We start from the raw sequence: 21,686 nt of genomic DNA, 5'->3' as shown, positions 1-21,686 counted from the left end.
CCTCAGTGAGACTTGAGCCCCAACCACAACAGGGGCTCATCTCATGTCACCTCCCGACCCGCTTCAGCGCCTGGCTGAACTCGACACCAACACCGTCTCCGACGCCCTCGACTTCCTGCAACTGCCAGGCGCCGTGGTGGGCATCCGCCCGTTGTGGGACTGCCCCAAGGTGGTCGGCCGCGCCAGCACGGTCAAACTGGCACCCAAGACCGACGCCGTGCCCGGCGTGCACCTGATCTCGCCGGTGATCGACGCGATCACCACGGATGACCGCGTGCTGGTGATCGCCGGGGGCCTTGATGGCATCTCGTGCTGGGGTGACATCATCGCCAATGCCGCCGTGACCAAGGGCATTCGCGGTTCGGTGATCGACGGTTTCAGCCGCGATATCGACGGCAGCGCGTCCATCGGCTACCCGGTCTACGGGCGTGGCGTGACTATGATCAGCGCGCGCAATCGCGTGGTGCAGGTCGATTCCGGCGTGACCATCCGCGTCGGCGGCGTGGACGTTGCGCAGGATGACTACGTGATCGCCGATCGCTGCGGCAGTGTGTTTATCCCGGCTGCGGTGATTGAGCAGGTGCTGGCGTTGAGCGAGCGCATCGCCGCCCGTGAAGCGGGGATGATCGATGCCGTGCGCAGCGGTCGTTCGGTCGCCGACGTGATGCATGACCGCCAATTTGAAGCCATCCGCGTGGAGCCTGCCCGATGAACGATCAACAGCTTGTCGCCCTGTTCGAAGGGCTCGACACCCCGGGCGTCTCGGATGCCATGGACAAACTGGGCATCGCCGGTCAATGCCTGGGAATCGCGCCGCTGGATAACTACCACGGCACCGTGGTGGGCCCGGCGTTCACCGTGCAATACGTACCGGCCAGCATGCCGCCGGGATCGGTGGGCGACTTTATCGAGGACGTGTCGCCGGGGGATGTGGTGGTGATCGCCAATGCCGGTCGCACTGACTGCACCGTGTGGGGCGACATCATGACCCAGTACGCCGGCAGCCGTGGCATCGCGGCGACGGTAATCGATGGCGTGTGCCGCGACGTCAGCAAGGCCTTGGGCGACGGTTATCCGCTGTTTACCCGAGGCCGCTACATGCGCACCGGCAAGGACCGTGTGCAAGTCCTGGCGGTGAACCAGCCGGTGGCAATCAGCGGCGCCCGCGTGTGTTCGCGAGACATCGTGGTGGCCGATGCCAATGGCGTGCTGGTGGTGCCCTGGGCGCGTGCCGAGGAAGTCGCGCGTATCGCCCGCCAGATCGAGGCCGTCGAGTCGCAGATCCGGGCGCAGATCGAAGCCGGCAAGACCCTCAGGCAGGCCCGTGAATCCCTCGGCTATCACACCTTGCAGAGGAAGGACGCGTGAATACTCTGAACAAGCGCCTGGCCCAGGCCAAGCCTTCCGCCACGTACCGCATCATCGACCGCGTGGCGGCCCGCCGTGCCGAAGGTGCGAAGATCATCTCGCTGTGCGCCGGTGAGCCGGATTTCGACACGCCGGAGCACATTCGCCAGGCCGGTATCGACGCGATCCGCAACGGCCAGACGCGCTACACCCAGGTTGCCGGCGTACGCGCCTTGCGTGAAGCCGTGGCGGATAAATTCCGCCGTGAAAATGGCCTGGACGTGAGCTGGCAGGACACCCTGGTGAGCAATGGCGGCAAGCATGTGATCTACAACGCGCTGGCGGCCACGCTGAACGAAGGCGACGAGGTGATCGTGCCCGCGCCGTATTGGGTCAGTTACCCGGAAATGGTCGAGTTGTGCGGCGGCACGGCGAAGATCGTGGCGTGCAGTGCCGAAGACGCTTTCAAGTTGACGCCCGCCGCGCTGGACCAGGCGATCACCCCCAGCACGCGCTGGCTGATCCTCAATTCGCCGTCCAATCCGACCGGCGCGGTGTATAGCCGCGAGGAGCTGCAGGCCCTGGCGCAGGTGGTGTTGCAGCATCCCCATGTGCTGGTGCTGGCGGATGATATCTACGAGCACTTGCTGTTCGACGGGCAAACCTTCCACACCCTGGCGCAAGTGGAACCTCGGTTGGCACCGCGCGTGCTGACCATGAACGGCGTGTCCAAGGCCTACGCCATGACCGGCTGGCGCATCGGTTTCGCCACCGGGCCGCGCTGGTTGCTGGAGGCCATGGAAAAACTCCAGGGCCAGCAGACCTCGGGAGCCAGTGCGATTTCCCAGCAGGCCGCCATCGCCGCATTGAACGGCCCGCAGGCTTTTATCCAGCAGTCGCGGGCGGTGTTCGAGGCGCGTCGGGACTGGGTGGTGGCTTTTCTGAATGCCACACCGGGTTTGGAGTGCCTGAAACCCTCGGGTGCGTTCTACGCCTTCGCGTCCTGCGCCGGCCTGCTCGGTCGTACCACACCTGCCGGCACGCTGCTGCGCACCGATGAAGACGTGGCGCACGCGCTGCTCGACGAAGCCAATGTGGCGGTGGTACACGGCAGTGCGTTCGGCCTGGCACCGTACCTGCGCATTGCCTATGCGCTGGATGAGGATTCCTTGCGCCAGGCGTGCGAAGCGATCCGCCGGTTTTGCCTGGCGACCCGCTAGAGGTCGCGCATCAGCAGGCCAAACTGCAGGTCCATCTCGGCGGGCAGGGGCACATACACCGTGTGCCCATCCCCCGGCGCCACTTCGATGGCTTCGCCCTTGGCGTTGTGCAGGGTGGCCAGGTCAAAGTGAAAGTTGCCGGTGGGCGTCATCAATTCCAGGTGGTTGCCCACGGCAAAGCGATTCTTGACCTTGACCTCGGCCAGTTCGCCGCGCCGCTCGCCGGTCAACTCGCCGACAAACTGCTGGCGCTCCGAGACTGAGCTGCCGTTCTGGTAGTTCTGGTATTCGTCGTGCACATGGCGGCGCAGGAAACCTTCGGTGTAGCCGCGCTGGGCCAGCGACTCCAGGTCGGTCATCAGGCTGCGGTCGAATTCACGGCCGGCCACCGCATCATCAATGGCACGGCGATACACCTGGGTGGTGCGCGCGCAGTAGAAGTGGGATTTGGTCCGGCCTTCGATCTTCAGCGAATGCACGCCCATCCGGGTCAGGCGCGTCACATGCTGCACCGCGCGCAAATCCTTAGCGTTCATGATGTAGGTGCCGTGTTCGTCTTCGAAAGCGGGCATCTGCTCATCCGGACGGTTGGCTTCCTGCAGCAGGAAGACCTGGTCGGTCGGGGTGCCGATCCCCAGCGTCGGTTCGAATGCCTGGACGATATCGCCGGTGGTATTTTCCACGGCCGGCGTGGCCTGGTACTTCCAACGGCAGGCATTGGTGCAGGTGCCCTGGTTGGCGTCGCGTTTGTTCATGTAGCCCGAGAGCAGGCAGCGCCCGGAATAGGCCATGCACAGGGCGCCGTGGACGAACACTTCCAGCTCCATGGCTGGCACCTGCTGGCGGATTTCGTCAATTTCCTCCAGGGAAAGCTCGCGCGACAAAATGATCCGGCTGATGCCTTGCTGCTGCCAGAACTCCACGCTGGCCCAATTCACCGTGTTCGCCTGCACCGACAGGTGGATCGGCATCCACGGGTAGTTGCGGCGCACCAGCATGATCAGGCCCGGGTCGGACATGATCAGCGCATCCGGGCCCATCGCGATCACAGGCGCGAGGTCCTTGAGGAAGGTCTTCAGCTTGGCGTTGTGCGGCGCGATATTCACCACCACGTAGAAGCGCTTGCCCAGCGCGTGGGCTTCCTCGATACCCAGGGCCAGGTTGGGGTGATCGAACTCGTTGTTGCGCACCCGCAGGCTGTAGCGCGGTTGGCCGGCATAGACCGCATCGGCGCCGTAGGCGAAGGCGTAGCGCATGTTTTTCAGGCTGCCCGCGGGGGCGAGCAGTTCAGGGGCTGGCAGTGGGGAGGCAATCGCAGGGAGCATGGGCGTGGGTCGCAAAAGGGCGCGAGGGTAGTGCAGGTGGGCCGGCGGTTTATTGATCCAGGTCGTCCTTTGGCGATTTTGTATCGCTGTGTATCGCCAGCTGGGTGTGGACACAGAAGTGATACCTCAGGGGCGTTCAATGGCGCTCCCCGTCTCCAAAAGGTCATCCCCATGCGACTTATCACGGCCGTGTTTGCCGGCCTGCTGCTGGCTTTCGCGCTGATTTCCAGCCAGGTGGCAGGCAATCAGAGCAACGAGCCCCAGGGCGCCATGCCGTCGCTGGCCGGGGCGGTCGAATGGCTCAACTCACCGCCGCTGACACCCGAGACGCTCAAGGGCAAAGTGGTGCTGGTGGATTTCTGGACCTACGACTGCGTCAACTGCCGCCGGGCGCTGCCGCACGTCAAGGCCTGGGCCCAGCGGTATGCGCGGGACGGCCTGGTGGTCATTGGCGTGCACACCCCGGAATATGCCCACGAGCACTTCATCGCGAATGTCAGGGAGCAGGTGCGCAAGCTGGGCATCACCTACCCGGTCGCGATCGACAACAACTATGCGATCTGGCGCAATTTCGATAATCAGTACTGGCCCGCGCATTACCTGATCGATGCCCAGGGCCAGGTGCGCTACAGCCACTTCGGCGAGGGCCGGTATGACGCGCAGGAGGCCATGATCCAGGCGCTGTTGCGTGAGGCGGCGGGCCATTGAAGATTGCGGTCTATGCTGGTGGGATAAAGGATGGCACTCCCAGGTTTCGCAGTGGACTAAGCAACAGGGCCTACACAGGCCCTCTGCTTTTCTGACATGGACCGGACATGAATCAATCCAACCTGCAATTCAAAACCCTGCTGTTACTGCTGGTCCTGGTGACCATCGCCTTTATCTGGATATTGCTGCCGTTCTACGGCGCAGTGTTCTGGGCGATCATCCTCGGCATCATCTTCGCCCCGATGCAGCGCCGCCTGCAGCAGCGCTTCGGCTGGAACCGCAACCTGACGTCCCTGACCACCTTGGCGGTGTGCCTGGTGATCGCGATTTTGCCGGTGATCATCACCAGTGCCTTGCTGGTGCAAGAGGGCGCCACGCTGTACAAAAACGTCGAGAGCGGCAAGCTCGACGTGGCCGGCTATATCGAGCAGTTCAAGAACTTTTTGCCGCCGTACTTCCAGCACCTGCTCGATCGCTTCGGCATGGGCAACCTTGAAGGGCTGCGGGAGAAGATCGTCAAGAGTGCGATGCAGGGCAGCCAGTTCTTCGCGTCCCAGGCATTCAGCTTTGGCCAGGGCACGTTTGATTTTCTGGTGAGCTTTTTCATCATGCTGTACTTGCTGTTTTTCCTGCTGCGCGACGGCCCTGATCTGGTGCGCAAGGTGCGCACGGCAGTGCCGTTGGCCGAACCGCAGAAGCGCCGCCTGCAGCTCAAGTTCAATCGGGTGGTGCGCGCGACGGTCAAGGGCAACGTGTTGGTGGCCGTGACCCAGGGCGCGCTGGGTGGCCTGATCTTCTGGTTCCTGGACATTCCCAGCGCGTTGCTCTGGGCGGTACTGATGGCGTTTCTGTCACTGCTGCCGGCAGTCGGTGCCGGGATTGTCTGGGGGCCGGTGGCCGTGTACTTCCTGCTGAGTGGTTCGATCTGGCAGGGCGTGGTGCTGGGCTTGTTTGGCGTATTTGTGATCGGCCTGGTGGACAACGTGCTGCGCCCGATCCTGGTGGGCAAGGACACGCGGATGCCGGACTACCTGATCTTGATCTCGACCCTTGGCGGCCTGTCGGTATTTGGCCTGAACGGCTTTGTGATCGGCCCGCTGGTGGCGGCGCTGTTCATGTCGACCTGGGCGCTGTTTGTCGAAAGCAAGCCGCGGGTCAAGCTGCCCTTGCCTTGAGTTTCAGGCGTGGAGCCTGAAGCTCGACGCCTGTCGCAGTTGCTGCTCGGCGGCGGACAACGAGGTGAGCGGGCCGCTGATGGCCTCGCCATCGCGTACCAGGTACCAGCAGGCGAGCAACCCCAGTTCCCGCAGAGGGGCGGGGACGGCGCTGCCGATAACGGACATGATTTGAACAGTGGGCATAAGAACCTCCAATCGCTATGGAGGTCACCTTACGGTGCCGGGAGCCGTAGGAAAAATCACCTGGCTCGATAGTCGACATCGACGTGAGGCGTCAGTCCACTACCTGATCGAGCATGTTCACCACTTCCTGCTCACTGAGCAGACCCTTGTGCACCAGGTTTTCAGCCAGCAGCGCGAGGAACTTGGCGCTGCGATGGCCTTCCAGGTGCTTGAGCTCGGTGAGGGCGCTATAGACCTTGCTGGACGTGCACAGGCCAGCGGTGCGATGTGGGTTTTGCGTGGGCATGGTCAGCCGTCCTTGTTGTTATTGAGTGGACAGGATCGATAGTGAGAGTGTGTCGTGACACAAACATGACAGCGCGAGGCCCCATCAAGCAAGTAGACATTGGCCTCAATCATGTGCGATTTCACCCACGTCATTGTCCTCAGAGCGACCTTGGCCGCATAAATTCGGACGTTGCACGCAAAAAAAGGCCCCGCGTATAAGCGAGGCCTGTTTCAGACAGGACGATTGGCCGTTACCAGCCGCGGCCGTAGTAGCCGTGGGGAGGGCCGTAGTAACCACGCGGTGGACCGTAGTAGACCGGTGCCGGGCGGTAGTAAACCTGCTGTTGCACATACACCGGTGGTGGCGGTGCGTAGTAGACGGGCGGTGGGGCGGCGTACACCGGCTGAGGTTGCACATATACCGGTTGCTGCACATAGACTTCGCGGGGTTGGCTGGCAACCACGGAGCCTACGACGGCTGCGCCGACTAACGCACCCAAGACAGCCGGGCCACCCCATCCACCACCGTGGGCGGAGGCTTGGCCGGCCATAGCGAGTGCACCGATAAGCAAGGCGATCTTGGGGATTTTACGAATCATGGTCATTCCTCGGTTAGCCCCTGCGCTTGTGGTCTGCAATCAATAGACTCAAGTAATGTCGCGGGGATACTTTTAAGACAACGTATTTCTGAAAAACAGCACGGCCGCTAGGTAAAGGTTGTGTAAGGTCTGTACCGATTTGCTTACTCAAAGGAGTTTTCCATGCAGATGCACCCCAACAAGGACACCCAACTGTGCATGTCACTGTCGGCGCGTCCCGGGAATTTTGGCCTGCGATTCCATAACCATCTGTACGAACAGCTGGGTCTGAACTTCTACTATAAAGCTTTCAGCAGCCAGGATTTGCCCGGCGCGATAGGTGGTATTCGCGCGTTGGGCATACGTGGTTGCGGGGTTTCCATGCCGTTCAAGGAAGCCGCCATTGCCTTGGTGGACGAACTCGACGATTCGGTTCAAGCCATCGATTCTTTGAACACCATCGTCAACACCGACGGCCATCTCAAGGCCTACAACACTGACTACATCGCCATTGAACAGCTGCTGAAAAAGCATGCGGTATCGAAAGCCTCGACCTTCGCCCTGCGCGGCAGCGGCGGTATGGCCAAGGCCGTTGCCAGTGCCTTGCGCGACGGCGGCTATGCCAATGGCGTGATCGTGGCGCGCAACGCTGCCGCAGGCCAGGCATTGGCCCGCAACCTGGGGTACGAATGGCAAGCCGACCTGGGTGACCTGCGCCCCCAGATGCTGATCAACGTGACGCCGATCGGCATGACCGGCGGGGCCGAGGCGGATGCGCTGGCGTTCGCGGCGCAAGCGGTGGATGCCGCGCAAACGCTGTTCGATGTCGTGGCGATCCCCGCCGAAACGCCGCTGATCGTGCGCGGTCGGGCACAAGGCAAGCAAGTGATCACGGGCTTGGAAGTCATCGCCATTCAGGCGTTGGAGCAGTTTGTGCTCTACACCGGCGTGCGGCCTACGCAGGAGCAGTTTGAGGCGGCCGTAGCCTTCGCCCGAAGCTGAGGGCTGGCGCCGAGCCAAGGGTGAGACCGGGATTGCGGGCGAATGCTGGGTATCCGTTAAGCATCCATTGACTGACACACCGCCTTCGCGGGCAAGCCCGCTCCCACAGGGGATTTTGGTATGACTCGGGTATGTGGGTGTATGGAGATCAAATGTGGGAGCTGGCTTGCCTGCGAAAGCGGTGGGTCAGCCACCGAATGCATCACCTGACACACCGCCTTCGCGGGCAAGCCCGCTCCCACAGGGGGATCCTGGTATGACTCGGGTTCCCGGGTGTATGGAGATCAAATGTGGGAGCAAGCTGGCTTGCCTGCGAAAGCGGTGCATCAGTCACCGAATGCATCAACTGACACACCGCCTTCGCGAGCAAGCCCGCTCCCACAGGGGGATCCGGGTATCACTCGGGTTCCCGGGTGTATGAAGATCAAATGTGGGAGCTGGCTTGCCTGCGAAAGCGGTGCATCAGCCACCAAATGCATCAACTGATACACCGCCACCTTCGCGAGCAATCCCGCGTATTCACATTCTAGATGGGTTCAGCCCTGTTCGAGCTGGGCCAGACGCTCTTCCAGTGCTGCAATTCGTGCTTCCAGCTCTTCTATTCGCTCTGCAGAAACCCCCGTACTGCGCTCCACCGGATTCCCGCGGGCCGCGATGATCGCTTCAATATCCGCAGGATCTCCCAGCGCATGGGTATAGCGGTCTTCCCGCTGCCCTGCCTGACGCGGCACCAATACCGCCAGCCCGCGCGCAATCAGGCGTTCGAGCTGATGCACGACCTGCTCGGCATCTTCAAAGTCATGCATGCGCCCGCTGCGCGTCAGCAGTTCGTTGACCGTCTGCGGCCCGCGCAAAAACAACAGCCCGGTGAGGATCACCTGGGCCGGCACCAGTTCCAGTGCCTTGTCCACGCGATGCTCCCAGCGATCGGCGCGGCTGCCCATCACCAGGCGGGTGAAGCCCTGACCCTCGAGCACCCGCAGGCTCTGGCCGACCTGGCCCTGGCTGAGGTTCATCACCGGCTCGCGGCTGGTCTTCTGGTTGCAGGCGAGCACCAGGGCATTGAGGGTCAGGGGGTAGGTTTCCGGGTTGGTCGCCTGTTTTTCGATCAGGCAGCCCAGGACGCGGATTTCCGTGCTGTTCAGGCGCGGCTCAGGGGTGTCGGTGTCGTGCTCGGCGGTCATCGCGCTTTCCCTATGCAGTGAGCGCTCTAGCCTAATCCTGAAAAAATAAAAGACAAGCCGCGCGCGCGGCTGGCGTGTCTATAATCGCCGCTGGTTCAAACCGTGCCATTACCCATGAGACTGCCATGACTATTTCCCTGTACGCCGCTTCCGTCCCGGTCTTCAAGCAAATGCTCACCGCCCTGAGCGATGTGCTGAACAAAGCCGAAGCCCACGCCACCGCCAAGAACATCGAGCCCAACGCCTTGCTGCAGGCACGTCTGTTCCCGGACATGTTCCAGCTGGTGCGCCAGGTGCAGATCGCCGTCGACTTCGCCAAGGGCGTTTCCGCGCGCCTGGCCGAGATCGAAGTGCCTAAATACGAAGACTCCGAAGTGACCTTCGCCGACCTGCAGGCGCTGATCGCCAAGGTCCTGGCTTTTGTCGACAGCATCAAGCCCGAGCAAATCGACGGCAAGGAAGGCATCGAAATCATCACCCGTCCAGGCACGCCGAAAGAGAAGCGCTTCAGCGGCCAGTCCTACCTGCTGACCTACGGCCTGCCGCAGTTCTTCTTCCACGTCACCACCGCCTACGCCTTGCTGCGTCACAACGGTGTGGAAGTGGGCAAGCGCGACTACATGGGCGCGTTCTAAGTCGTAACGCCGCAAAGCCCGGTCGATGCCTGCAGGCGTCGCCGGGCTTTTTCATGGGCTACACCGACACACTCTGTTAAGATTCAGCATCCTTTTTTCATCCTATCTGCCAGCGAACCTTCGGGTTGTCGTTGGTGTTGCCGTTTCTGGAGTTTTTGATGCTGTTTCCCATCCTGCTGCTGTCGGCCGCCGGCTTTACCGTGCTGACCACAGAATTCGTCATCGTCGGCCTGCTGCCGTCCATCGCCCGGGACCTGAATGTCAGCGTGTCCCAGGCCGGGCTGCTGGTGACCCTGTTCGCGTTTACCGTGGCGGCATTCGGCCCGTTCCTGACCGCCTACTTCGCGCGTTTCCCACGCAAGCGCCTGTTCATCAGCATCCTGATCCTGTTCGGCGTCGCCAACACCGTGGCCGCGCTGGCGCCGAACATCTGGGTGATGGCATTGGCACGCTTGATCCCGGCCCTGGGCCTGCCGGTGTTCTGGGCGCTGGCCAGTGAAACGGCGGTGGACATCGTCGGCCCCGAATACGCCGGGCGCGCCATCGAGAAAATCGGCTTTGGCATCGTCTGCGCCACGGTGTTCGGCATTCCGGTGGGTACGCTGATTTCGGATATGTTCGGCTGGCGCACCGCCTTTGCCATCCTTGCCGTGGTCGCGCTGGCCAAGGCCGTGCTGCTGTTTATCTACCTGCCGGTGACGCAGCCGAAGAACGACCAGGTGACGTTGCGCTCGCAGTTCAAGATCCTGCGCAACCCGCTGATGCAGGGCCATATCCTGCTGTCGATCCTGGTGTTCAGCGGTATGTTCACCGCCTACACCTACCTGGCCGACATCCTTGAGCGCCTGGCCGGCTTCGACGGCACCCTGGTGGGTTGGTGCCTGATGGGCTTTGGCGCGGTAGGGTTGCTCGGCAACTCACTGGGCGGGCGTGCGGTGGATCGGCACCCGCTGATTGCCTCCATGGTGTTCTGCGGCTTCATGATCGCGGGCATGGTTGCGCTGGTGCCGGCGATTCATTCCACCGTTGGCCTGGCCGCGGCGATGGCCGTGTGGGGTGTGACCCAGGCGGCGATGTTCCTGGTCAGCCACGTGCGGCTGATGAAGGCCGCGCCCCATGCGCCGGCGTTTGCGGCGTCGCTGAATATCGCCGGGGCCAATCTCGGGATCGGCCTGGGGGCGATGGTCGGCGGGCACGTGATCGACACCCTCGGCCTGGGCAGCCTGGGTTTCGCGGCTTCCGGCTTTATCCTGGTGTCGATCCTGCTGGCGTTGTGGCTGATGACCGCCAAGCCTACAGCGATCTGCAACTGACTCAGGCGGGCGCGGGCAGGGCGGTAAACAGCTCGCGCCGTGCCCCTTCGGTGATTGCCACGATGCCGGGGTGCTTGACCTTGCGCTCCACCGAGATCGCATAGAACGACTCGGTGACCGCGTCGGTCTGGCCCATCAACACCACGCCGTACTGGCGCACCACCTCATCGGCGATCACGCTGGGCGCGATGAAGATCCCGCTGCCGGATTGACCAAAGGCCTGCATCAAGGCGCTGTCATCGAACTCGCCGATGATCTTCGGCTGAATCTGCTGTTCGGCAAACCAGCGTTGCAAACGGCTGCGCACCACGGTTTCCGCACCCGGAATCAACAGCGGTGCACCGTGCAGGCACTGTGGGAAATCTCCCGCATACCGGTCAGCCAGCGCCCGGGTGGCGAAAAAGCTGATGCCACATTCCCCCAGTCTCTGGCTGTAGCCTTTAATGTCCAGGTGCGTAGGCATAGGGCTGTCGGAGATCACCAAGTCCAAGCGCTGGATCGCCAGATCGGCCAATAACCGTTCGAGTTTGTCTTCACGGCAGGTGATGCGGATCGGCTCGCTCAATTCCATGGTCGGCGCAATCAAGCGATAGACGATGGACTTGGGCACCACATCCGCCACCCCGACCCGGAACAGGATCTGCTGCTCATTCGGTTGCGCGCGCAGCATCGCCTCCAATTCATTGCCGGTCTGGAACATCTGTTCGGCATAGGGCAGGGCGCGGCGCCCGGCTTCGGTCAGCTCCAGCTGGCGGCCGACCCGCTGAAACAGCGCGATGCCGAAGGTCTGTTCGAGCAGGCTGATCTGCCCGCTGATGGTCTGGGGCGTGAGGTTCAGTTGCTCGCAAGCGCGCACGATGCTGCCGGTCTTGGCCACGACCCAGAAATAATGCAATTGGCGATAATTGAGCATGCTGTGCGTCACTTCGTAAAAATCGAAGTATACGCGAGAAAAATACGAATTTTCCTGAACTGTTCGCCTGCATAGAATGCCTCGCTATCGAGGGGCCAGTATTTGGACCCAATGGTTCTAACGAGGAATACATCATGAAACTCAATTCCCTGGGCGCGGCGTCGGTGCTTGCGCTTTCATTGGTGATGATCAGTGGTTGCGATCAAGTCGAAAAAAGCGCGCAGCAAGTGATCGGCAAAGCCACCGAGTCGGCCAAGCAGGCCATCGATGACACGCACAAGGCCGCCGAGCAGGCATTGAGTGAAGCAACCCAAGGCTTGATCAGTCCTGAAAAGCAGGAAGACGAGCAAGAAGAATCGAACAGTAACAAAGAAGCCTAATTTCCCAGCACAACGTCAGGACTGACCTATGGACTACCTTTTACAACTGGCCGCCAGCCCCACCGCCTGGGTCGCCCTGGCGACCTTGATCGTGATGGAAATCGTGCTGGGTATCGATAACCTGATCTTCATCTCGATCCTCACCAACAAATTGCCGGAAAAGCATCGTGCCAAGGCGCGTCGCATCGGCATCAGCATGGCGTTGGTGTTGCGCCTGGGCCTGTTGAGCACCATCGCGTTTATCGTGCAGTTGACCACGCCGGTGTTCGAAGTCCTCGGCCAGGCATTTTCGTGGAAGGACATGATCCTGATCGCCGGTGGTCTGTTCCTGGTGTGGAAGGCCACTACCGAGATCCACCACAGCATGGACCCTGAGCCGGAAGAAAAGGAGACCACCGGTAATGTCGTGTCCATCGGTTTTGCCGCGGCGATCGGGCAGATCCTGATGCTCGACCTGGTGTTCTCCATCGACAGCATCATCACGGCCGTGGGCATGACCGAGCACCTGCCGATCATGATCATTGCCGTGGTGACCTCGGTGATCGTGATGCTGGTGGCGGCCGAGCCGCTGGCCAAGTTCATCAACGACAACCCGACCGTGGTGATGCTGGCCCTGGGCTTCCTGATCATGATCGGCATGACCCTGATCGCCGAAGGCTTCGGTGCCCATGTACCTAAAGGCTACGTGTATGCAGCCATGGCGTTCTCGGCCGTGATCGAATGCCTGAACATCGCCCGACGCAACCGCCACAAGCGTTTGCTCGCTGCCCGCCAGTAATCGCTGAAACAAACCGGCCGGCTGTGCTCACCAGAGCACAGCCGGCCTTTTGCTGTCTGCTAGAATCCGCCCACTTGATAGATTGAGGTCCACCATGAACGAGCCGATTCGCCTTACCCAGTACAGCCACGGCGCCGGGTGTGGCTGCAAGATTTCGCCGCAGGTGCTGGAAGTGATCCTCGCCGGCAGCGGCGCGCAGAACCTCGACCCCAACTTGTGGGTGGGCAACGCCTCCCGCGACGACGCGGCGGTGTATGCCATCGACGACGAGCGCGGCGTAGTGTCCACCACCGACTTTTTCATGCCGATTGTCGATGATCCCTTCGACTTCGGCCGGATCGCCGCGACCAACGCGATCAGCGATATCTATGCCATGGGCGGCGATCCGTTGATGGCTATCGCGATTCTTGGCTGGCCAGTGAATGTGCTGGCGCCGGAGATCGCTCGCGAAGTAATCCGTGGCGGTCGCTCGGTGTGCGACGAAGCCGGGATCCCGCTGGCGGGTGGACACTCCATCGACGCACCTGAACCGATCTTCGGCCTGGCCGTGACCGGCCTCGTGCAAAAGCGCCACATGAAACGCAACGACACCGCCACCGTCGGCTGCCGCCTGTACCTGACCAAGCCGCTGGGCATCGGCATCCTCACCACTGCCGAAAAGAAGGGCAAGTTGCGCGAGGCGGATATCGGCCTGGCCCGTGACTGGATGTGCACGCTGAACAAGCCAGGCAGCCGATTTGGCAAGTTGGCGGGAGTGACCGCCATGACCGATGTCACCGGTTTCGGCCTGTTGGGCCACTTGGTGGAAATGGCTGACGGCAGCGGCGTAACGGCGCGCATCGAATACGCCAAAGTCCCACGCCTGCCGGGGATCGAGGACTACCTGGACCAGGGCTGCATGCCCGGCGGCACCTTGCGTAACTTCGACAGCTACTCAAGCAAGATCGGACGCTTGCAGGAGTTGCACAAGCGCGTGCTGTGCGACCCGCAGACCAGCGGCGGCCTGCTGATCGCGGTAACCCCGGAAGGTGACGCGCAATTCCACACCGTGGCCGCCGAACTCGGCCTGAGCCTTGAGCCGATCGGTACACTGGTTGAGCGACAGACCCACGCGGTAGAGGTGTTTTGATGGCGACTGACATCACCGACTACCGCGATATCTTCCTCAACGACCGGCCGATGATGGACACCCGCGCGCCGGTTGAATTCGTCAAGGGTGCCTTTCCCGGCGTGATCAACCTGCCGCTGATGACCGATGACGAGCGCCAGCGCGTCGGCACCTGCTACAAGCAGCAGGGCCAGCAAGCCGCCATCGTGCTGGGGCATGAACTGGTATCGGGCGCGATCAAGGCCGAGCGTATCGAGCACTGGGCGCGGTTTGCCCAGGCCAATCCTGACGGCTACCTGTATTGCTTTCGTGGCGGGCTGCGCTCGCAGATCGTGCAGCAATGGCTGAAAACCGACGCTGGCATCGATTACCCGCGCGTCGGCGGTGGCTACAAAGCCATGCGTACCTTTCTGCTGGAGACCCTTGACCAGGCGGCGGCCCAGTGTGATTTCGTGTTGCTCGGAGGCATGACTGGTACCGGCAAGACCGTAGTCCTCGGCCAATTGCGCAATGCACTGGACCTGGAAGGCCACGCCAACCACCGGGGTTCCAGCTTCGGCAAGCGGGCCACGGCGCAACCGTCCAACATCGACTTCGAAAACCGCCTGGCAGTGGACCTGCTGAAAAAACGCGCGGCGGGCATCGAGCAATTTGTCGTCGAGGACGAAAGCCGCATGATCGGCAGTTGCGCGCTGCCATTACCGTTGCACAAGGGCATGCAGACCTTTGCGATGGTGTGGTTGGAGGACAGCGTCGAAGGCCGCGTCGAGCGGATCCTGCGCGATTATGTCGTCGACCTGTGCGCGGAATTTATCGCGGTGTTTGGCGAGCAGGGCCAGGCATTGTTTGCCGAGCGCCTGACGCAGAGCCTGGCCAATATCCACAAGCGCCTGGGCGGTGAGCGTTCCCAGCGTTTGCAGGTGATCATGCAAGAGGCGCTGGCGGAACAGGCGCGCAGTGGCGCCGTGGAGTTGCACAGGGTGTGGATCGAGTGTTTGCTGCGCGAGTATTACGACCCGATGTACGCCTTCCAGCGCGAAAGCAAAGGCGCGCGGATCGAGTTTGCGGGGGAGCAGGGCGCGGTGCTGGAGTATCTGCGCGAACGGGTTGCCAGACGCGCATAAAGGGCGGGTAGAAGCCTGTTCGCGAGCAAGCTTGCACCCACATTTGACCGGGTTCCTCCAGGGTAACCACCGTCAAATGTAGGCGCGGGCCTGCTCGCGCTTCATTCAGACGCTAAAGAATCACCGCTCCAATCAAGCCGCATACCACCCCCACGAGCATGGTCAGCCCGGCCACCGTCACCAGCACTCGCGCGTCGAAATCCTTGCGCAGCATCAACAGCGACGGCAGGCTCACGCTCGGCAAGGTCATCAGCAGGGCCACGGCTGGGCCGGTGCCCATGCCCAGGGTCATCATGGTTTGGACGATGGGAATCTCGGCAGCGGTGGGAATCACGAACAGCGTGCCGACAATCGCCAGCGGCACCAGCCACACCAGGCTGTTGGCCATGGCGCCGTCCACATGCGGGAACAGCCACACTCGCGCCGCACCCAGCACCAGCACCGCGAGGATATACACCGGGATGGTGCTCCAGAACAGCTGCCACAGGGTGCGCAGCCAGCGCCCGAGGAAAGGCTGCGCATCCGCCTGGCTGACGTCGGCGACTGCCTCCAGTGCCGCTTCCGGCACCTGGTCCGGCCGTGCGATGCGTTGTGCTACCAGCGACACACCGACCACCAGCACAATGCCCGCCACCAGCCGCAAGGCGGTAAAGCCCCAGCCGAGTACAAAGCCCATGAACACCAGCGTCGCCGGGTTGAGTACCGGGTTGGCGATCCAGAACGCCAGCGCCGCGCCCACCGACACCTGCTGGCGGCGCATGCCCGCCGCGACCGGTGCCGCGCAGCAACTGCACATCATCCCCGGCAAGGCGAACAGCCCGCCGCGCAGGGTCGATCCGAGGCCGGCGCGGCCAAACAGGCGCAGCAACCAGTCGCGGGGAATCAGCACCTGCAGCAGCGAGCCGAGGATCACCGCCAATACGGCGGCTTTCCAGATTGCCAGGAAATACACTTGGGCATACGCCAGCGCTGCCGCCAGCGGCGAGCTTTGCTGGTCATTGAGGATCGAGGCGCCGATGTTGTGGTTATCCGCGGCCACAAACGCCTTGAGGTAGTAGGGCGACCACTTCACGTAGTAGAGGCCGACACAGGCGACCAGCAGGAACAGCGCTGGTTTCCACCAGAAAGACCAACCCCGGGAGGGCTGGGAGGAGGTGAGGTTGGGCATGGGGATGATCCGCAGATGAGTCAATAGCGGCGCATCATACGCCCTCAGCTATCGGCGCTCACCTGCGTGGGGAGCGGGCAGGTCTCTTCGCCGTTGTCCAGGCCCTGTTTATAGTTGCGGCTCAGCAGCGAGGCCTTGCCGTTGTGCCAGGTCAATGTCAGCACGTACAGCGAGTCATAGTCGCTGCCCGACCAGTCGTCGGTGATGGTGTGTTTTTCGCCCGAGGCCTCGCTGGCCACTTTGTTGATCAACTCCGGCAGGTAGCCGTGGGACCAGGCGGTATAGATGATCGAATTGTGGTACTTGTCCTCGACCAGCTCATCGGCAAGGGCGCTGGTGTCATTCGCCGAAAACTTGATGTTGACCGGCAGGCCCAGCTTGATGGCGCTGGGGCTGATGGTCATCAGCGGGCGAATGTAGCTGTAGGAGTTGTCCAGCTCGCCTTCCTCGACATTGCGCGTCGGGTTGGCCGCGAACACGAAATTGGCCTTGCCGAATTTTTCCGGCAATACCGTGGCCAGGTTCATCGCCCGGTTGAGGCCCTGGCAATTGAGTTGCCCGAGACCACCGGCGGGTTTCTCTCCGTGGCGCAGGAATACCAGGGTTTGCACGCCGTCGACCTGTTCGGCGCTGCTGATGCGCGATTCCAGGGTCAGGCCGATGGCGCCGCCGACCAGCAGCAGCGGCAACATGATGTAGGAGTAGCGTTTGAGGCGCAGCGCAAGGCACAGAGGCTTGATGGTCATGAGTGTCGAGTCTTCGGTGCTTCGGATTAAGGCGGACAAGCCCGGCCCCAGTGACGCATCCGGCGTCCTGCGGTGTTCCTTGTCGATAAAGCGAGGTGCCTCCATTCACCGTAAGAGCGCACTTAAGAGTGTGCCTGGGCCTATTGGTTCGCCCATGCGGGATATTAGCCAGCGGATGTTGCGCATTGATGACCCATGCAGGACAGGTGACAGCTGGCTATCATGGAGGCTTTGCGCACAGGGACTTCCCGATGAACTCAATCGCCGCCTTCCCGATCAACAGTAAATGGCCTGCACAGCATCCGGACCGCCTGCAACTGTACTCGCTGCCCACGCCCAACGGGGTAAAAGTCTCGATCATGCTCGAAGAGCTGGGGCTGCCTTATGAGGCACACAAAGTCAGCTTCGAGACCCAGGACCAAATGTCGGCGGAATTTCTCTCGCTGAACCCCAACAACAAGATCCCCGCGATCATTGACCCGAACGGTCCCAGCGGGCAGCCGCTGGCCCTGTTCGAGTCCGGCGCGATCCTGATTTACCTGGCGGAAAAAACCAGTCAGTTGCTGTCTGAAGACCCGGCGACACGTTACGAAACCATTCAGTGGCTGATGTTTCAGATGGCCGGTATCGGCCCGATGTTCGGCCAGGTGGGCTTTTTCAACAAGTTCGCCGGCAAGGCCTACGAAGACAAGCGTCCCCGTGACCGCTACGCCGCCGAATCCCGGCGTTTGCTCGATGTCCTGGAAAAGCGCCTGTTGGGCCGCACCTGGATCATGGGCGATGAGTACAGCATTGCCGACATCGCGACCTTTCCGTGGATCCGCAACCTGATCGGCTTCTACGAATCCGGCGACCTGGTGGGCATTGCCGACTTTCCTAACGTACTGCGCGCGCTGGACGGCTTTGTTGCCCGGCCGGCGGTCATCCGTGGCCTGAACATACCGAGCTGACCCATGCCGACTTTCGATTTCAAGCAGCTGGATGTGTTCAGCAACGTCGCGCTCAAGGGCAACCCGCTGGCCGTGGTGCTCGGCGCCGACAGCCTCAGCGATGCGCAAATGGCGGATTTCGCCCGTTGGACCAATCTCAGTGAAACCACGTTTTTGCTGACGCCCCGCGATCCACGGGCGGACTACCGGGTGCGCATTTTCACCACCTTGCAGGAACTGCCTTTCGCCGGCCATCCGACCCTGGGCAGTTGCCATGCATGGCTGCAGGCCGGGGGCGTGCCCCACGGCGAGGAGATCATCCAGGAATGCGAGATCGGCCTGGTACGCATCCGGCGCCAGGGCGACGAGCTGGCGTTCATCGCGCCGCCGCTGTTGCGTTCAGGTCCAGTCGACGCGCCGTTGCTGGAGCGTGTGCGCCTGGGGTTGGGCCTGGCACCGGGGGCTATCGTGCGCAGCCAGTGGGTCGATAACGGCGCGGGGTGGCTCGCGGTGATGTTGGCTGACCGTCAGCAAGTCCTGGCAGTGCAGCCGGACTTTTCGCAACTGCTGGGGCTGGCCGTGGGTGTGATCGCTCCCTGCAACCCCGCGCATGATGACGTCGACGCGCAGTTTGAGGTGCGTGCCTTTGTCGCAGGCGACGGCGCCCAGGAAGATCCGGCCACCGGCAGCCTGAACGCCGGCGTTGCCCAATGGCTGCTCGGCGAGGGGTTGGCGCCTGAGCGGTATGCGGTCAGCCAGGGCACGGCCATTGGGCGTGCGGGGCGCATTCACGTCGAGCGCCAGGGCGATGAAATCTGGATCGGTGGCGCCGTCGCGGTGTGCATCGCGGGGCGTCTACAGCTCTAGATCAATAAATTATTACGCCCCACGCAATACACTGTTGGGCCCTTGGCATTTGTGTTGCCGGGGCCTGCGGGCATAAGCTTTCGCCCCATTGTTTTCTGCCTCCACTGTTTTACACCCAGTCAGGACCGCCATGACCAGCCAGTTCCCCCAAGCCCGCCCACGCCGCCTGCGCCGCTCCCCGGAGCTGCGTGGCTTGTTCCAGGAAACCGAGTTCACCCTCAACGACCTGGTGTTGCCGATTTTCGTCGAAGAAGAAATCGACGACTTTGTGCCGATCACCAGCATGCCGGGCGTACAGCGTATCCCTGAGAAGAAACTGGCCGGCGAGATCGAGCGTTACGCCCGTGCCGGCATCAAGTCGGTGATGACCTTTGGCGTGTCCCACCACCTCGACGCCAGCGGCAGCGACACCTGGAAGGAACGCGGCCTGGTCTCGCGCATGTCCTCGATCATCAAGGACGCCGTGCCGGAAATGGTGGTGATGTCCGACACCTGCTTCTGCGAATACACCGACCACGGCCACTGCGGCGTGATGCACGGCGCGCATGTCGACAACGACGCGACCCTGGTCAACCTCGGCAAACAAGCCGTGGCGGCCGCCCGCGCGGGCGCTGATGTGATCGCCCCGTCGGCAGCGATGGACGGCCAGGTCCAGGCCATCCGCCGCGCCTTGGACGACGCCGGCTTCACGCATATCCCGATCATGGCCTACTCGACCAAATTCGCCTCGGCCCTCTACGGGCCCTTCCGCGAAGCCGGCGGCAGCGCGCTCAAAGGCGACCGCAAAAGCTACCAGATGAACCCGATGAACCGCCGCGAAGCCGTGCGCGAATCACTGCTGGATGAACAGGAAGGCGCAGACGCCCTGATGGTCAAACCGGCCGGTGCCTACCTCGACATCATCCGCGACATCCGCGAGGCGTCGCGCCTGCCGGTGGCGGCCTATCAAGTGAGCGGCGAGTACGCGATGATCAAGTTCGGCGCCCAGGCGGGGGCGATTGATGAGGATCGGGTAGTGCGCGAGACGTTGGGGTCGATCAAGCGCGCGGGGGCGGACTTGATTTTCACTTATTTCGCTATGGACTTGGCGTTGGCTGGGATCTAAGGGCAGTGCAAACCCTGTGGGGGCAAACGCTCGTCACAGGGTTTGGGTTGTCAGGGAGAGTGGCGGTGTTACCACGTTGACTGGTCTTCGAGGCTGGCTTTTTCGAGGTCGTCTTTCCAGACCTTATTGGCTAAACGGTAGATATCGACGAAGAAGCCTCTAGGGTCGGCGATTTCTGTTTCGTCCCAAGCCATAGTTATGTATTCGTCGTAATCGCTTTCGAATTCTTTCGAGAAGTTAAAGTCGGGATTGTCCAGCACATCTCTGAGTTCAGACATCAATACGAAGCGATGTCTATATGACAGATACATGAGGTCCTTCAAAATAAAAGAAATTATGATTGTTTCTCGGTCTTTCTCGTTGTTAGGGTCGTACTTCCATAGTTCTTTGCCAGCTGTCTCCTCAAGATCGTATATCGATAGAGCTCCCAATATATGAGAGATATTAGGAGTGTAAGGAGTATTCATGAATGGGCATTTCAGCATTGTCTGCTCACTTAGGGAATGCAGTGAATGGCCGAGTTGGATTGTTTCTGTCAAATCTGACCTCCGCTCTGTCCATGTTTTCAATGTACTTAGGATCGTTTACGTCCCTGCGGTTAGGTTTGTAGCCTCGCCCGGCTCCGGGTAGCTCGACTATAACCACGGGGTTACCTCTTCCATCAAGACCTGTAGGAAATGGTGGGTCGCTTTGCATCCTACCCATGGCTTTATTTATAGCGTGGAGCTGCATTCCCCAGGTTTTAAATTGGGAGCTGGAATTAATAGTTCCTCTCGCCCCAGTGGTCGGATTTGTTCCATCAATAGATCTTTGCTTTAAAGCGTTGTCTGGTATCTCTGGGCCATGCTTTTCAACCGAGTGCATATCGTATTTCTGCTCCCAATCCAGTACTTTTTGTTTTGCATTTGCCTCTGCCAGTTCATCTATTCTCGTCTGTCGTTGAGTGTGCGCCAGTTGAGGTAGAGCGGGCGTGCCTTCATTAACGCTCGGCTTCAAAAAAATAGGAGGAGCGTTAGGCTTGCATTCGTCTCCACCTGGACATGAGCTTAACCCTAACGGATCAACCCATCCCGTAGGATTGGGCACGTACAGGTACGCATTGATTCCACCCGCCAGCTTCACCGGGTCCGGCGTCAGGTAGCGACCAATATCCGGATTGTAGTAGCGATGGCGGTTGTAGTGCAGCCCGCTTTCCTGATCAAAGTACTGGCCTTGGAAGCGCAGCGGGTTGTCGATTTTTCCTATGTCGAGACGGCTTATCTCGCCATAGGCGCGGTAATGGGCGGACCAGACGATTTCGCCATCCGGGGCGGTGAGTTCCTGTGGGGTGCCCAGGTGGTCGAGTTGGTAGTGGTAGGGCTTGGTGTCCTTCGGGCCGAAGCCTTCCAACAGGGCGAGCGGGCGGAAGCTATTCGGCTCGTAGAGATAGCTGCGATGACGATCCGCGTGATGCTCGGCAATCAGCTTGTCGCCTTGCCAGAAAAACTCCGTGGTTATGTCATCAACGGTTTTGCTGATCCGCCGTCCAAACGGGTCATAGCCGTAGCTGGCCGTCCGCCCGTTGGGCTGGGTGATACCGATCAACCGGTGCTGGCAGTCGTAGCGGTATTCGGTGATCAGCACGTGCC

At 61.3% G+C, this 21,686-nt stretch carries 25 protein-coding genes; 15 read left to right on the top strand and 10 right to left on the bottom strand.

The window, feature by feature from the left end; all coding sequences use genetic code 11:
* The first annotated feature begins 43 nt into the window (after nt 1-43).
* Genes NTD80_RS23215 through NTD80_RS23205 form a run of 3 tightly spaced genes read left to right on the top strand, consistent with a single transcriptional unit; the run spans nt 44 to nt 2,567 of the window.
* Nucleotides 44-712: an RraA family protein gene (locus NTD80_RS23215; protein WP_262135145.1), complete on the top strand. Its 669-nt coding sequence runs from the start codon at nt 44-46 to the stop codon at nt 710-712.
* Nucleotides 709-1,368 carry an RraA family protein gene (locus NTD80_RS23210; RefSeq protein ID WP_262135143.1) on the top strand — a complete coding sequence of 220 codons (660 nt, stop codon included), beginning with the start codon at nt 709-711 and terminating at the stop codon, nt 1,366-1,368. The genes NTD80_RS23215 and NTD80_RS23210 overlap by 4 nt, the downstream gene beginning before the upstream one ends.
* Nucleotides 1,365-2,567 carry a pyridoxal phosphate-dependent aminotransferase gene (locus NTD80_RS23205; protein ID WP_262135142.1) on the top strand — a complete coding sequence of 401 codons (1,203 nt, stop codon included), beginning with the start codon at nt 1,365-1,367 and terminating at the stop codon, nt 2,565-2,567. The genes NTD80_RS23210 and NTD80_RS23205 overlap by 4 nt, the downstream gene beginning before the upstream one ends.
* Here NTD80_RS23205 and yegQ read toward each other — a convergent pair.
* Complete coding sequence (gene yegQ, locus NTD80_RS23200; RefSeq protein WP_262135141.1) at nt 2,564-3,892, bottom strand: tRNA 5-hydroxyuridine modification protein YegQ; 1,329 nt, start codon at nt 3,890-3,892, stop codon at nt 2,564-2,566. The genes NTD80_RS23205 and yegQ overlap by 4 nt on opposite strands.
* A gap of 171 nt (nt 3,893-4,063) precedes the next feature.
* On the opposite strand from yegQ, the gene NTD80_RS23195 reads away from it, so the two are divergent.
* Both NTD80_RS23195 and NTD80_RS23190 read left to right on the top strand, forming a co-directional pair.
* A complete protein-coding gene (locus NTD80_RS23195) occupies nt 4,064-4,600 on the top strand; it encodes a thioredoxin family protein (RefSeq protein ID WP_315974946.1) in 537 nt (178 codons plus the stop codon).
* A gap of 107 nt (nt 4,601-4,707) precedes the next feature.
* On the top strand, nt 4,708-5,775 hold the full coding sequence (locus NTD80_RS23190; RefSeq protein WP_065907130.1) for an AI-2E family transporter: 1,068 nt from the start codon (nt 4,708-4,710) through the stop codon (nt 5,773-5,775).
* Nucleotides 5,776-5,778: 3 nt separating this feature from the next.
* Here NTD80_RS23190 and NTD80_RS23185 read toward each other — a convergent pair whose 3' ends face one another.
* The 3 genes from NTD80_RS23185 to NTD80_RS23175 all read right to left on the bottom strand — a co-directional run bounded on the left by NTD80_RS23185 (nt 5,779) and on the right by NTD80_RS23175 (nt 6,833).
* Nucleotides 5,779-5,961 carry a hypothetical protein gene (locus tag NTD80_RS23185; protein WP_065907128.1) on the bottom strand — a complete coding sequence of 61 codons (183 nt, stop codon included), beginning with the start codon at nt 5,959-5,961 and terminating at the stop codon, nt 5,779-5,781.
* Between the two features lie 91 nt (nt 5,962-6,052).
* A complete protein-coding gene (locus tag NTD80_RS23180; RefSeq protein ID WP_065907127.1) occupies nt 6,053-6,247 on the bottom strand; it encodes a hypothetical protein in 195 nt (64 codons plus the stop codon).
* A 232-nt stretch (nt 6,248-6,479) separates the two neighbouring features.
* Nucleotides 6,480-6,833 (bottom strand): hypothetical protein, encoded by a 354-nt coding sequence (locus NTD80_RS23175; RefSeq protein ID WP_065907126.1) that lies wholly within the window; start codon nt 6,831-6,833, stop codon nt 6,480-6,482.
* Between the two features lie 156 nt (nt 6,834-6,989).
* Here NTD80_RS23175 and NTD80_RS23170 point away from each other — a divergent pair, with 156 nt between their 5' ends.
* Nucleotides 6,990-7,808, top strand: coding sequence for a shikimate 5-dehydrogenase (locus NTD80_RS23170; protein WP_262135140.1), 819 nt, complete (start codon nt 6,990-6,992; stop codon nt 7,806-7,808).
* A gap of 536 nt (nt 7,809-8,344) precedes the next feature.
* On the opposite strand, the gene NTD80_RS23165 is transcribed toward NTD80_RS23170, so the two are convergent.
* Nucleotides 8,345-8,992, bottom strand: coding sequence for a YceH family protein (locus NTD80_RS23165; protein WP_065907123.1), 648 nt, complete (start codon nt 8,990-8,992; stop codon nt 8,345-8,347).
* A gap of 125 nt (nt 8,993-9,117) precedes the next feature.
* Between NTD80_RS23165 and NTD80_RS23160 the strand changes: the two genes are divergently transcribed.
* The gene (locus NTD80_RS23160; protein ID WP_065907120.1) at nt 9,118-9,627 is read left to right on the top strand and encodes a DUF1993 family protein; all 510 of its coding nucleotides are present in this window, start codon (nt 9,118-9,120) and stop codon (nt 9,625-9,627) included.
* Between the two features lie 158 nt (nt 9,628-9,785).
* Nucleotides 9,786-10,940 (top strand): MFS transporter, encoded by a 1,155-nt coding sequence (locus NTD80_RS23155; RefSeq protein WP_262135139.1) that lies wholly within the window; start codon nt 9,786-9,788, stop codon nt 10,938-10,940.
* Between the two features lies 1 nt (nt 10,941).
* On the opposite strand, the gene nhaR is transcribed toward NTD80_RS23155, so the two are convergent.
* The gene (gene nhaR, locus NTD80_RS23150; RefSeq protein ID WP_262135138.1) at nt 10,942-11,853 is read right to left on the bottom strand and encodes a transcriptional activator NhaR; all 912 of its coding nucleotides are present in this window, start codon (nt 11,851-11,853) and stop codon (nt 10,942-10,944) included.
* A 134-nt stretch (nt 11,854-11,987) separates the two neighbouring features.
* On the opposite strand from nhaR, the gene NTD80_RS23145 reads away from it, so the two are divergent.
* From NTD80_RS23145 to mnmH, 4 genes are all read left to right on the top strand, one after another.
* The gene (locus tag NTD80_RS23145) at nt 11,988-12,233 is read left to right on the top strand and encodes a hypothetical protein (RefSeq protein ID WP_065907113.1); all 246 of its coding nucleotides are present in this window, start codon (nt 11,988-11,990) and stop codon (nt 12,231-12,233) included.
* A 28-nt stretch (nt 12,234-12,261) separates the two neighbouring features.
* A complete protein-coding gene (locus NTD80_RS23140; RefSeq protein ID WP_065907112.1) occupies nt 12,262-13,011 on the top strand; it encodes a TerC family protein in 750 nt (249 codons plus the stop codon).
* Nucleotides 13,012-13,105: 94 nt separating this feature from the next.
* Nucleotides 13,106-14,140 carry a selenide, water dikinase SelD gene (gene selD, locus NTD80_RS23135; protein ID WP_106804504.1) on the top strand — a complete coding sequence of 345 codons (1,035 nt, stop codon included), beginning with the start codon at nt 13,106-13,108 and terminating at the stop codon, nt 14,138-14,140.
* Nucleotides 14,140-15,243, top strand: coding sequence for a tRNA 2-selenouridine(34) synthase MnmH (gene mnmH / locus NTD80_RS23130; RefSeq protein ID WP_262135137.1), 1,104 nt, complete (start codon nt 14,140-14,142; stop codon nt 15,241-15,243). The genes selD and mnmH overlap by 1 nt, the downstream gene beginning before the upstream one ends.
* Nucleotides 15,244-15,355: 112 nt before the next feature.
* Here mnmH and NTD80_RS23125 read toward each other — a convergent pair whose 3' ends face one another.
* Both NTD80_RS23125 and NTD80_RS23120 read right to left on the bottom strand, forming a co-directional pair.
* Nucleotides 15,356-16,411 (bottom strand): permease, encoded by a 1,056-nt coding sequence (locus NTD80_RS23125; protein ID WP_213553526.1) that lies wholly within the window; start codon nt 16,409-16,411, stop codon nt 15,356-15,358.
* 44 nt (nt 16,412-16,455) lie between these two features.
* Nucleotides 16,456-17,157, bottom strand: coding sequence for a histidine phosphatase family protein (locus tag NTD80_RS23120; RefSeq protein WP_120448085.1), 702 nt, complete (start codon nt 17,155-17,157; stop codon nt 16,456-16,458).
* Nucleotides 17,158-17,408: 251 nt separating this feature from the next.
* On the opposite strand from NTD80_RS23120, the gene NTD80_RS23115 reads away from it, so the two are divergent.
* From NTD80_RS23115 to hemB, 3 genes are all read left to right on the top strand, one after another.
* Nucleotides 17,409-18,107, top strand: coding sequence for a glutathione S-transferase N-terminal domain-containing protein (locus tag NTD80_RS23115; RefSeq protein ID WP_262135135.1), 699 nt, complete (start codon nt 17,409-17,411; stop codon nt 18,105-18,107).
* A gap of 3 nt (nt 18,108-18,110) precedes the next feature.
* The gene (locus tag NTD80_RS23110) at nt 18,111-18,953 is read left to right on the top strand and encodes a PhzF family phenazine biosynthesis protein (protein ID WP_262135134.1); all 843 of its coding nucleotides are present in this window, start codon (nt 18,111-18,113) and stop codon (nt 18,951-18,953) included.
* A 130-nt stretch (nt 18,954-19,083) separates the two neighbouring features.
* The gene (hemB, locus tag NTD80_RS23105) at nt 19,084-20,058 is read left to right on the top strand and encodes a porphobilinogen synthase (RefSeq protein ID WP_065907100.1); all 975 of its coding nucleotides are present in this window, start codon (nt 19,084-19,086) and stop codon (nt 20,056-20,058) included.
* A gap of 68 nt (nt 20,059-20,126) precedes the next feature.
* On the opposite strand, the gene NTD80_RS23100 is transcribed toward hemB, so the two are convergent.
* Together NTD80_RS23100 and NTD80_RS23095 are read right to left on the bottom strand one after the other, a co-directional pair.
* Nucleotides 20,127-20,543, bottom strand: a complete 417-nt coding sequence (locus tag NTD80_RS23100; RefSeq protein ID WP_262135133.1) for a hypothetical protein — start codon at nt 20,541-20,543, stop codon at nt 20,127-20,129.
* 7 nt (nt 20,544-20,550) lie between these two features.
* Nucleotides 20,551-21,686 (bottom strand): RHS repeat domain-containing protein (locus NTD80_RS23095; RefSeq protein ID WP_262135132.1); only part of this gene is annotated, 1,136 nt, incomplete at its 5' end.

Source organism: Pseudomonas sp. 13B_2.1_Bac1 (assembly GCF_025466155.1).
GTDB lineage: Bacteria > Pseudomonadota > Gammaproteobacteria > Pseudomonadales > Pseudomonadaceae > Aquipseudomonas > Aquipseudomonas aylmerensis.
Note: the sequence above shows the minus strand (reverse complement) of the source record. Positions and strands in the feature narration are given on the sequence as shown.

Excerpts from the sequence above, each read along its gene's own strand:
- NTD80_RS23215 (WP_262135145.1), top strand. The coding sequence starts at position 44 with ATGTCACCTCCCGACCCGCTTCAGCGCCTGGCTGAACTCGACACCAAC.
- NTD80_RS23210 (WP_262135143.1), top strand. The coding sequence starts at position 709 with ATGAACGATCAACAGCTTGTCGCCCTGTTCGAAGGGCTCGACACCCCG.
- yegQ (WP_262135141.1), bottom strand. The coding sequence starts at position 3,892 with ATGCTCCCTGCGATTGCCTCCCCACTGCCAGCCCCTGAACTGCTCGCC.
- NTD80_RS23195 (WP_315974946.1), top strand. The coding sequence starts at position 4,064 with ATGCGACTTATCACGGCCGTGTTTGCCGGCCTGCTGCTGGCTTTCGCG.
- NTD80_RS23190 (WP_065907130.1), top strand. The coding sequence starts at position 4,708 with ATGAATCAATCCAACCTGCAATTCAAAACCCTGCTGTTACTGCTGGTC.
- NTD80_RS23185 (WP_065907128.1), bottom strand. The coding sequence starts at position 5,961 with ATGCCCACTGTTCAAATCATGTCCGTTATCGGCAGCGCCGTCCCCGCC.
- NTD80_RS23180 (WP_065907127.1), bottom strand. The coding sequence starts at position 6,247 with ATGCCCACGCAAAACCCACATCGCACCGCTGGCCTGTGCACGTCCAGC.
- NTD80_RS23175 (WP_065907126.1), bottom strand. The coding sequence starts at position 6,833 with ATGACCATGATTCGTAAAATCCCCAAGATCGCCTTGCTTATCGGTGCA.
- NTD80_RS23170 (WP_262135140.1), top strand. The coding sequence starts at position 6,990 with ATGCAGATGCACCCCAACAAGGACACCCAACTGTGCATGTCACTGTCG.
- NTD80_RS23165 (WP_065907123.1), bottom strand. The coding sequence starts at position 8,992 with ATGACCGCCGAGCACGACACCGACACCCCTGAGCCGCGCCTGAACAGC.
- NTD80_RS23160 (WP_065907120.1), top strand. The coding sequence starts at position 9,118 with ATGACTATTTCCCTGTACGCCGCTTCCGTCCCGGTCTTCAAGCAAATG.
- NTD80_RS23155 (WP_262135139.1), top strand. The coding sequence starts at position 9,786 with ATGCTGTTTCCCATCCTGCTGCTGTCGGCCGCCGGCTTTACCGTGCTG.
- nhaR (WP_262135138.1), bottom strand. The coding sequence starts at position 11,853 with ATGCTCAATTATCGCCAATTGCATTATTTCTGGGTCGTGGCCAAGACC.
- NTD80_RS23145 (WP_065907113.1), top strand. The coding sequence starts at position 11,988 with ATGAAACTCAATTCCCTGGGCGCGGCGTCGGTGCTTGCGCTTTCATTG.
- NTD80_RS23140 (WP_065907112.1), top strand. The coding sequence starts at position 12,262 with ATGGACTACCTTTTACAACTGGCCGCCAGCCCCACCGCCTGGGTCGCC.
- selD (WP_106804504.1), top strand. The coding sequence starts at position 13,106 with ATGAACGAGCCGATTCGCCTTACCCAGTACAGCCACGGCGCCGGGTGT.
- mnmH (WP_262135137.1), top strand. The coding sequence starts at position 14,140 with ATGGCGACTGACATCACCGACTACCGCGATATCTTCCTCAACGACCGG.
- NTD80_RS23125 (WP_213553526.1), bottom strand. The coding sequence starts at position 16,411 with ATGCCCAACCTCACCTCCTCCCAGCCCTCCCGGGGTTGGTCTTTCTGG.
- NTD80_RS23120 (WP_120448085.1), bottom strand. The coding sequence starts at position 17,157 with ATGACCATCAAGCCTCTGTGCCTTGCGCTGCGCCTCAAACGCTACTCC.
- NTD80_RS23115 (WP_262135135.1), top strand. The coding sequence starts at position 17,409 with ATGAACTCAATCGCCGCCTTCCCGATCAACAGTAAATGGCCTGCACAG.
- NTD80_RS23110 (WP_262135134.1), top strand. The coding sequence starts at position 18,111 with ATGCCGACTTTCGATTTCAAGCAGCTGGATGTGTTCAGCAACGTCGCG.
- hemB (WP_065907100.1), top strand. The coding sequence starts at position 19,084 with ATGACCAGCCAGTTCCCCCAAGCCCGCCCACGCCGCCTGCGCCGCTCC.
- NTD80_RS23100 (WP_262135133.1), bottom strand. The coding sequence starts at position 20,543 with ATGCTGAAATGCCCATTCATGAATACTCCTTACACTCCTAATATCTCT.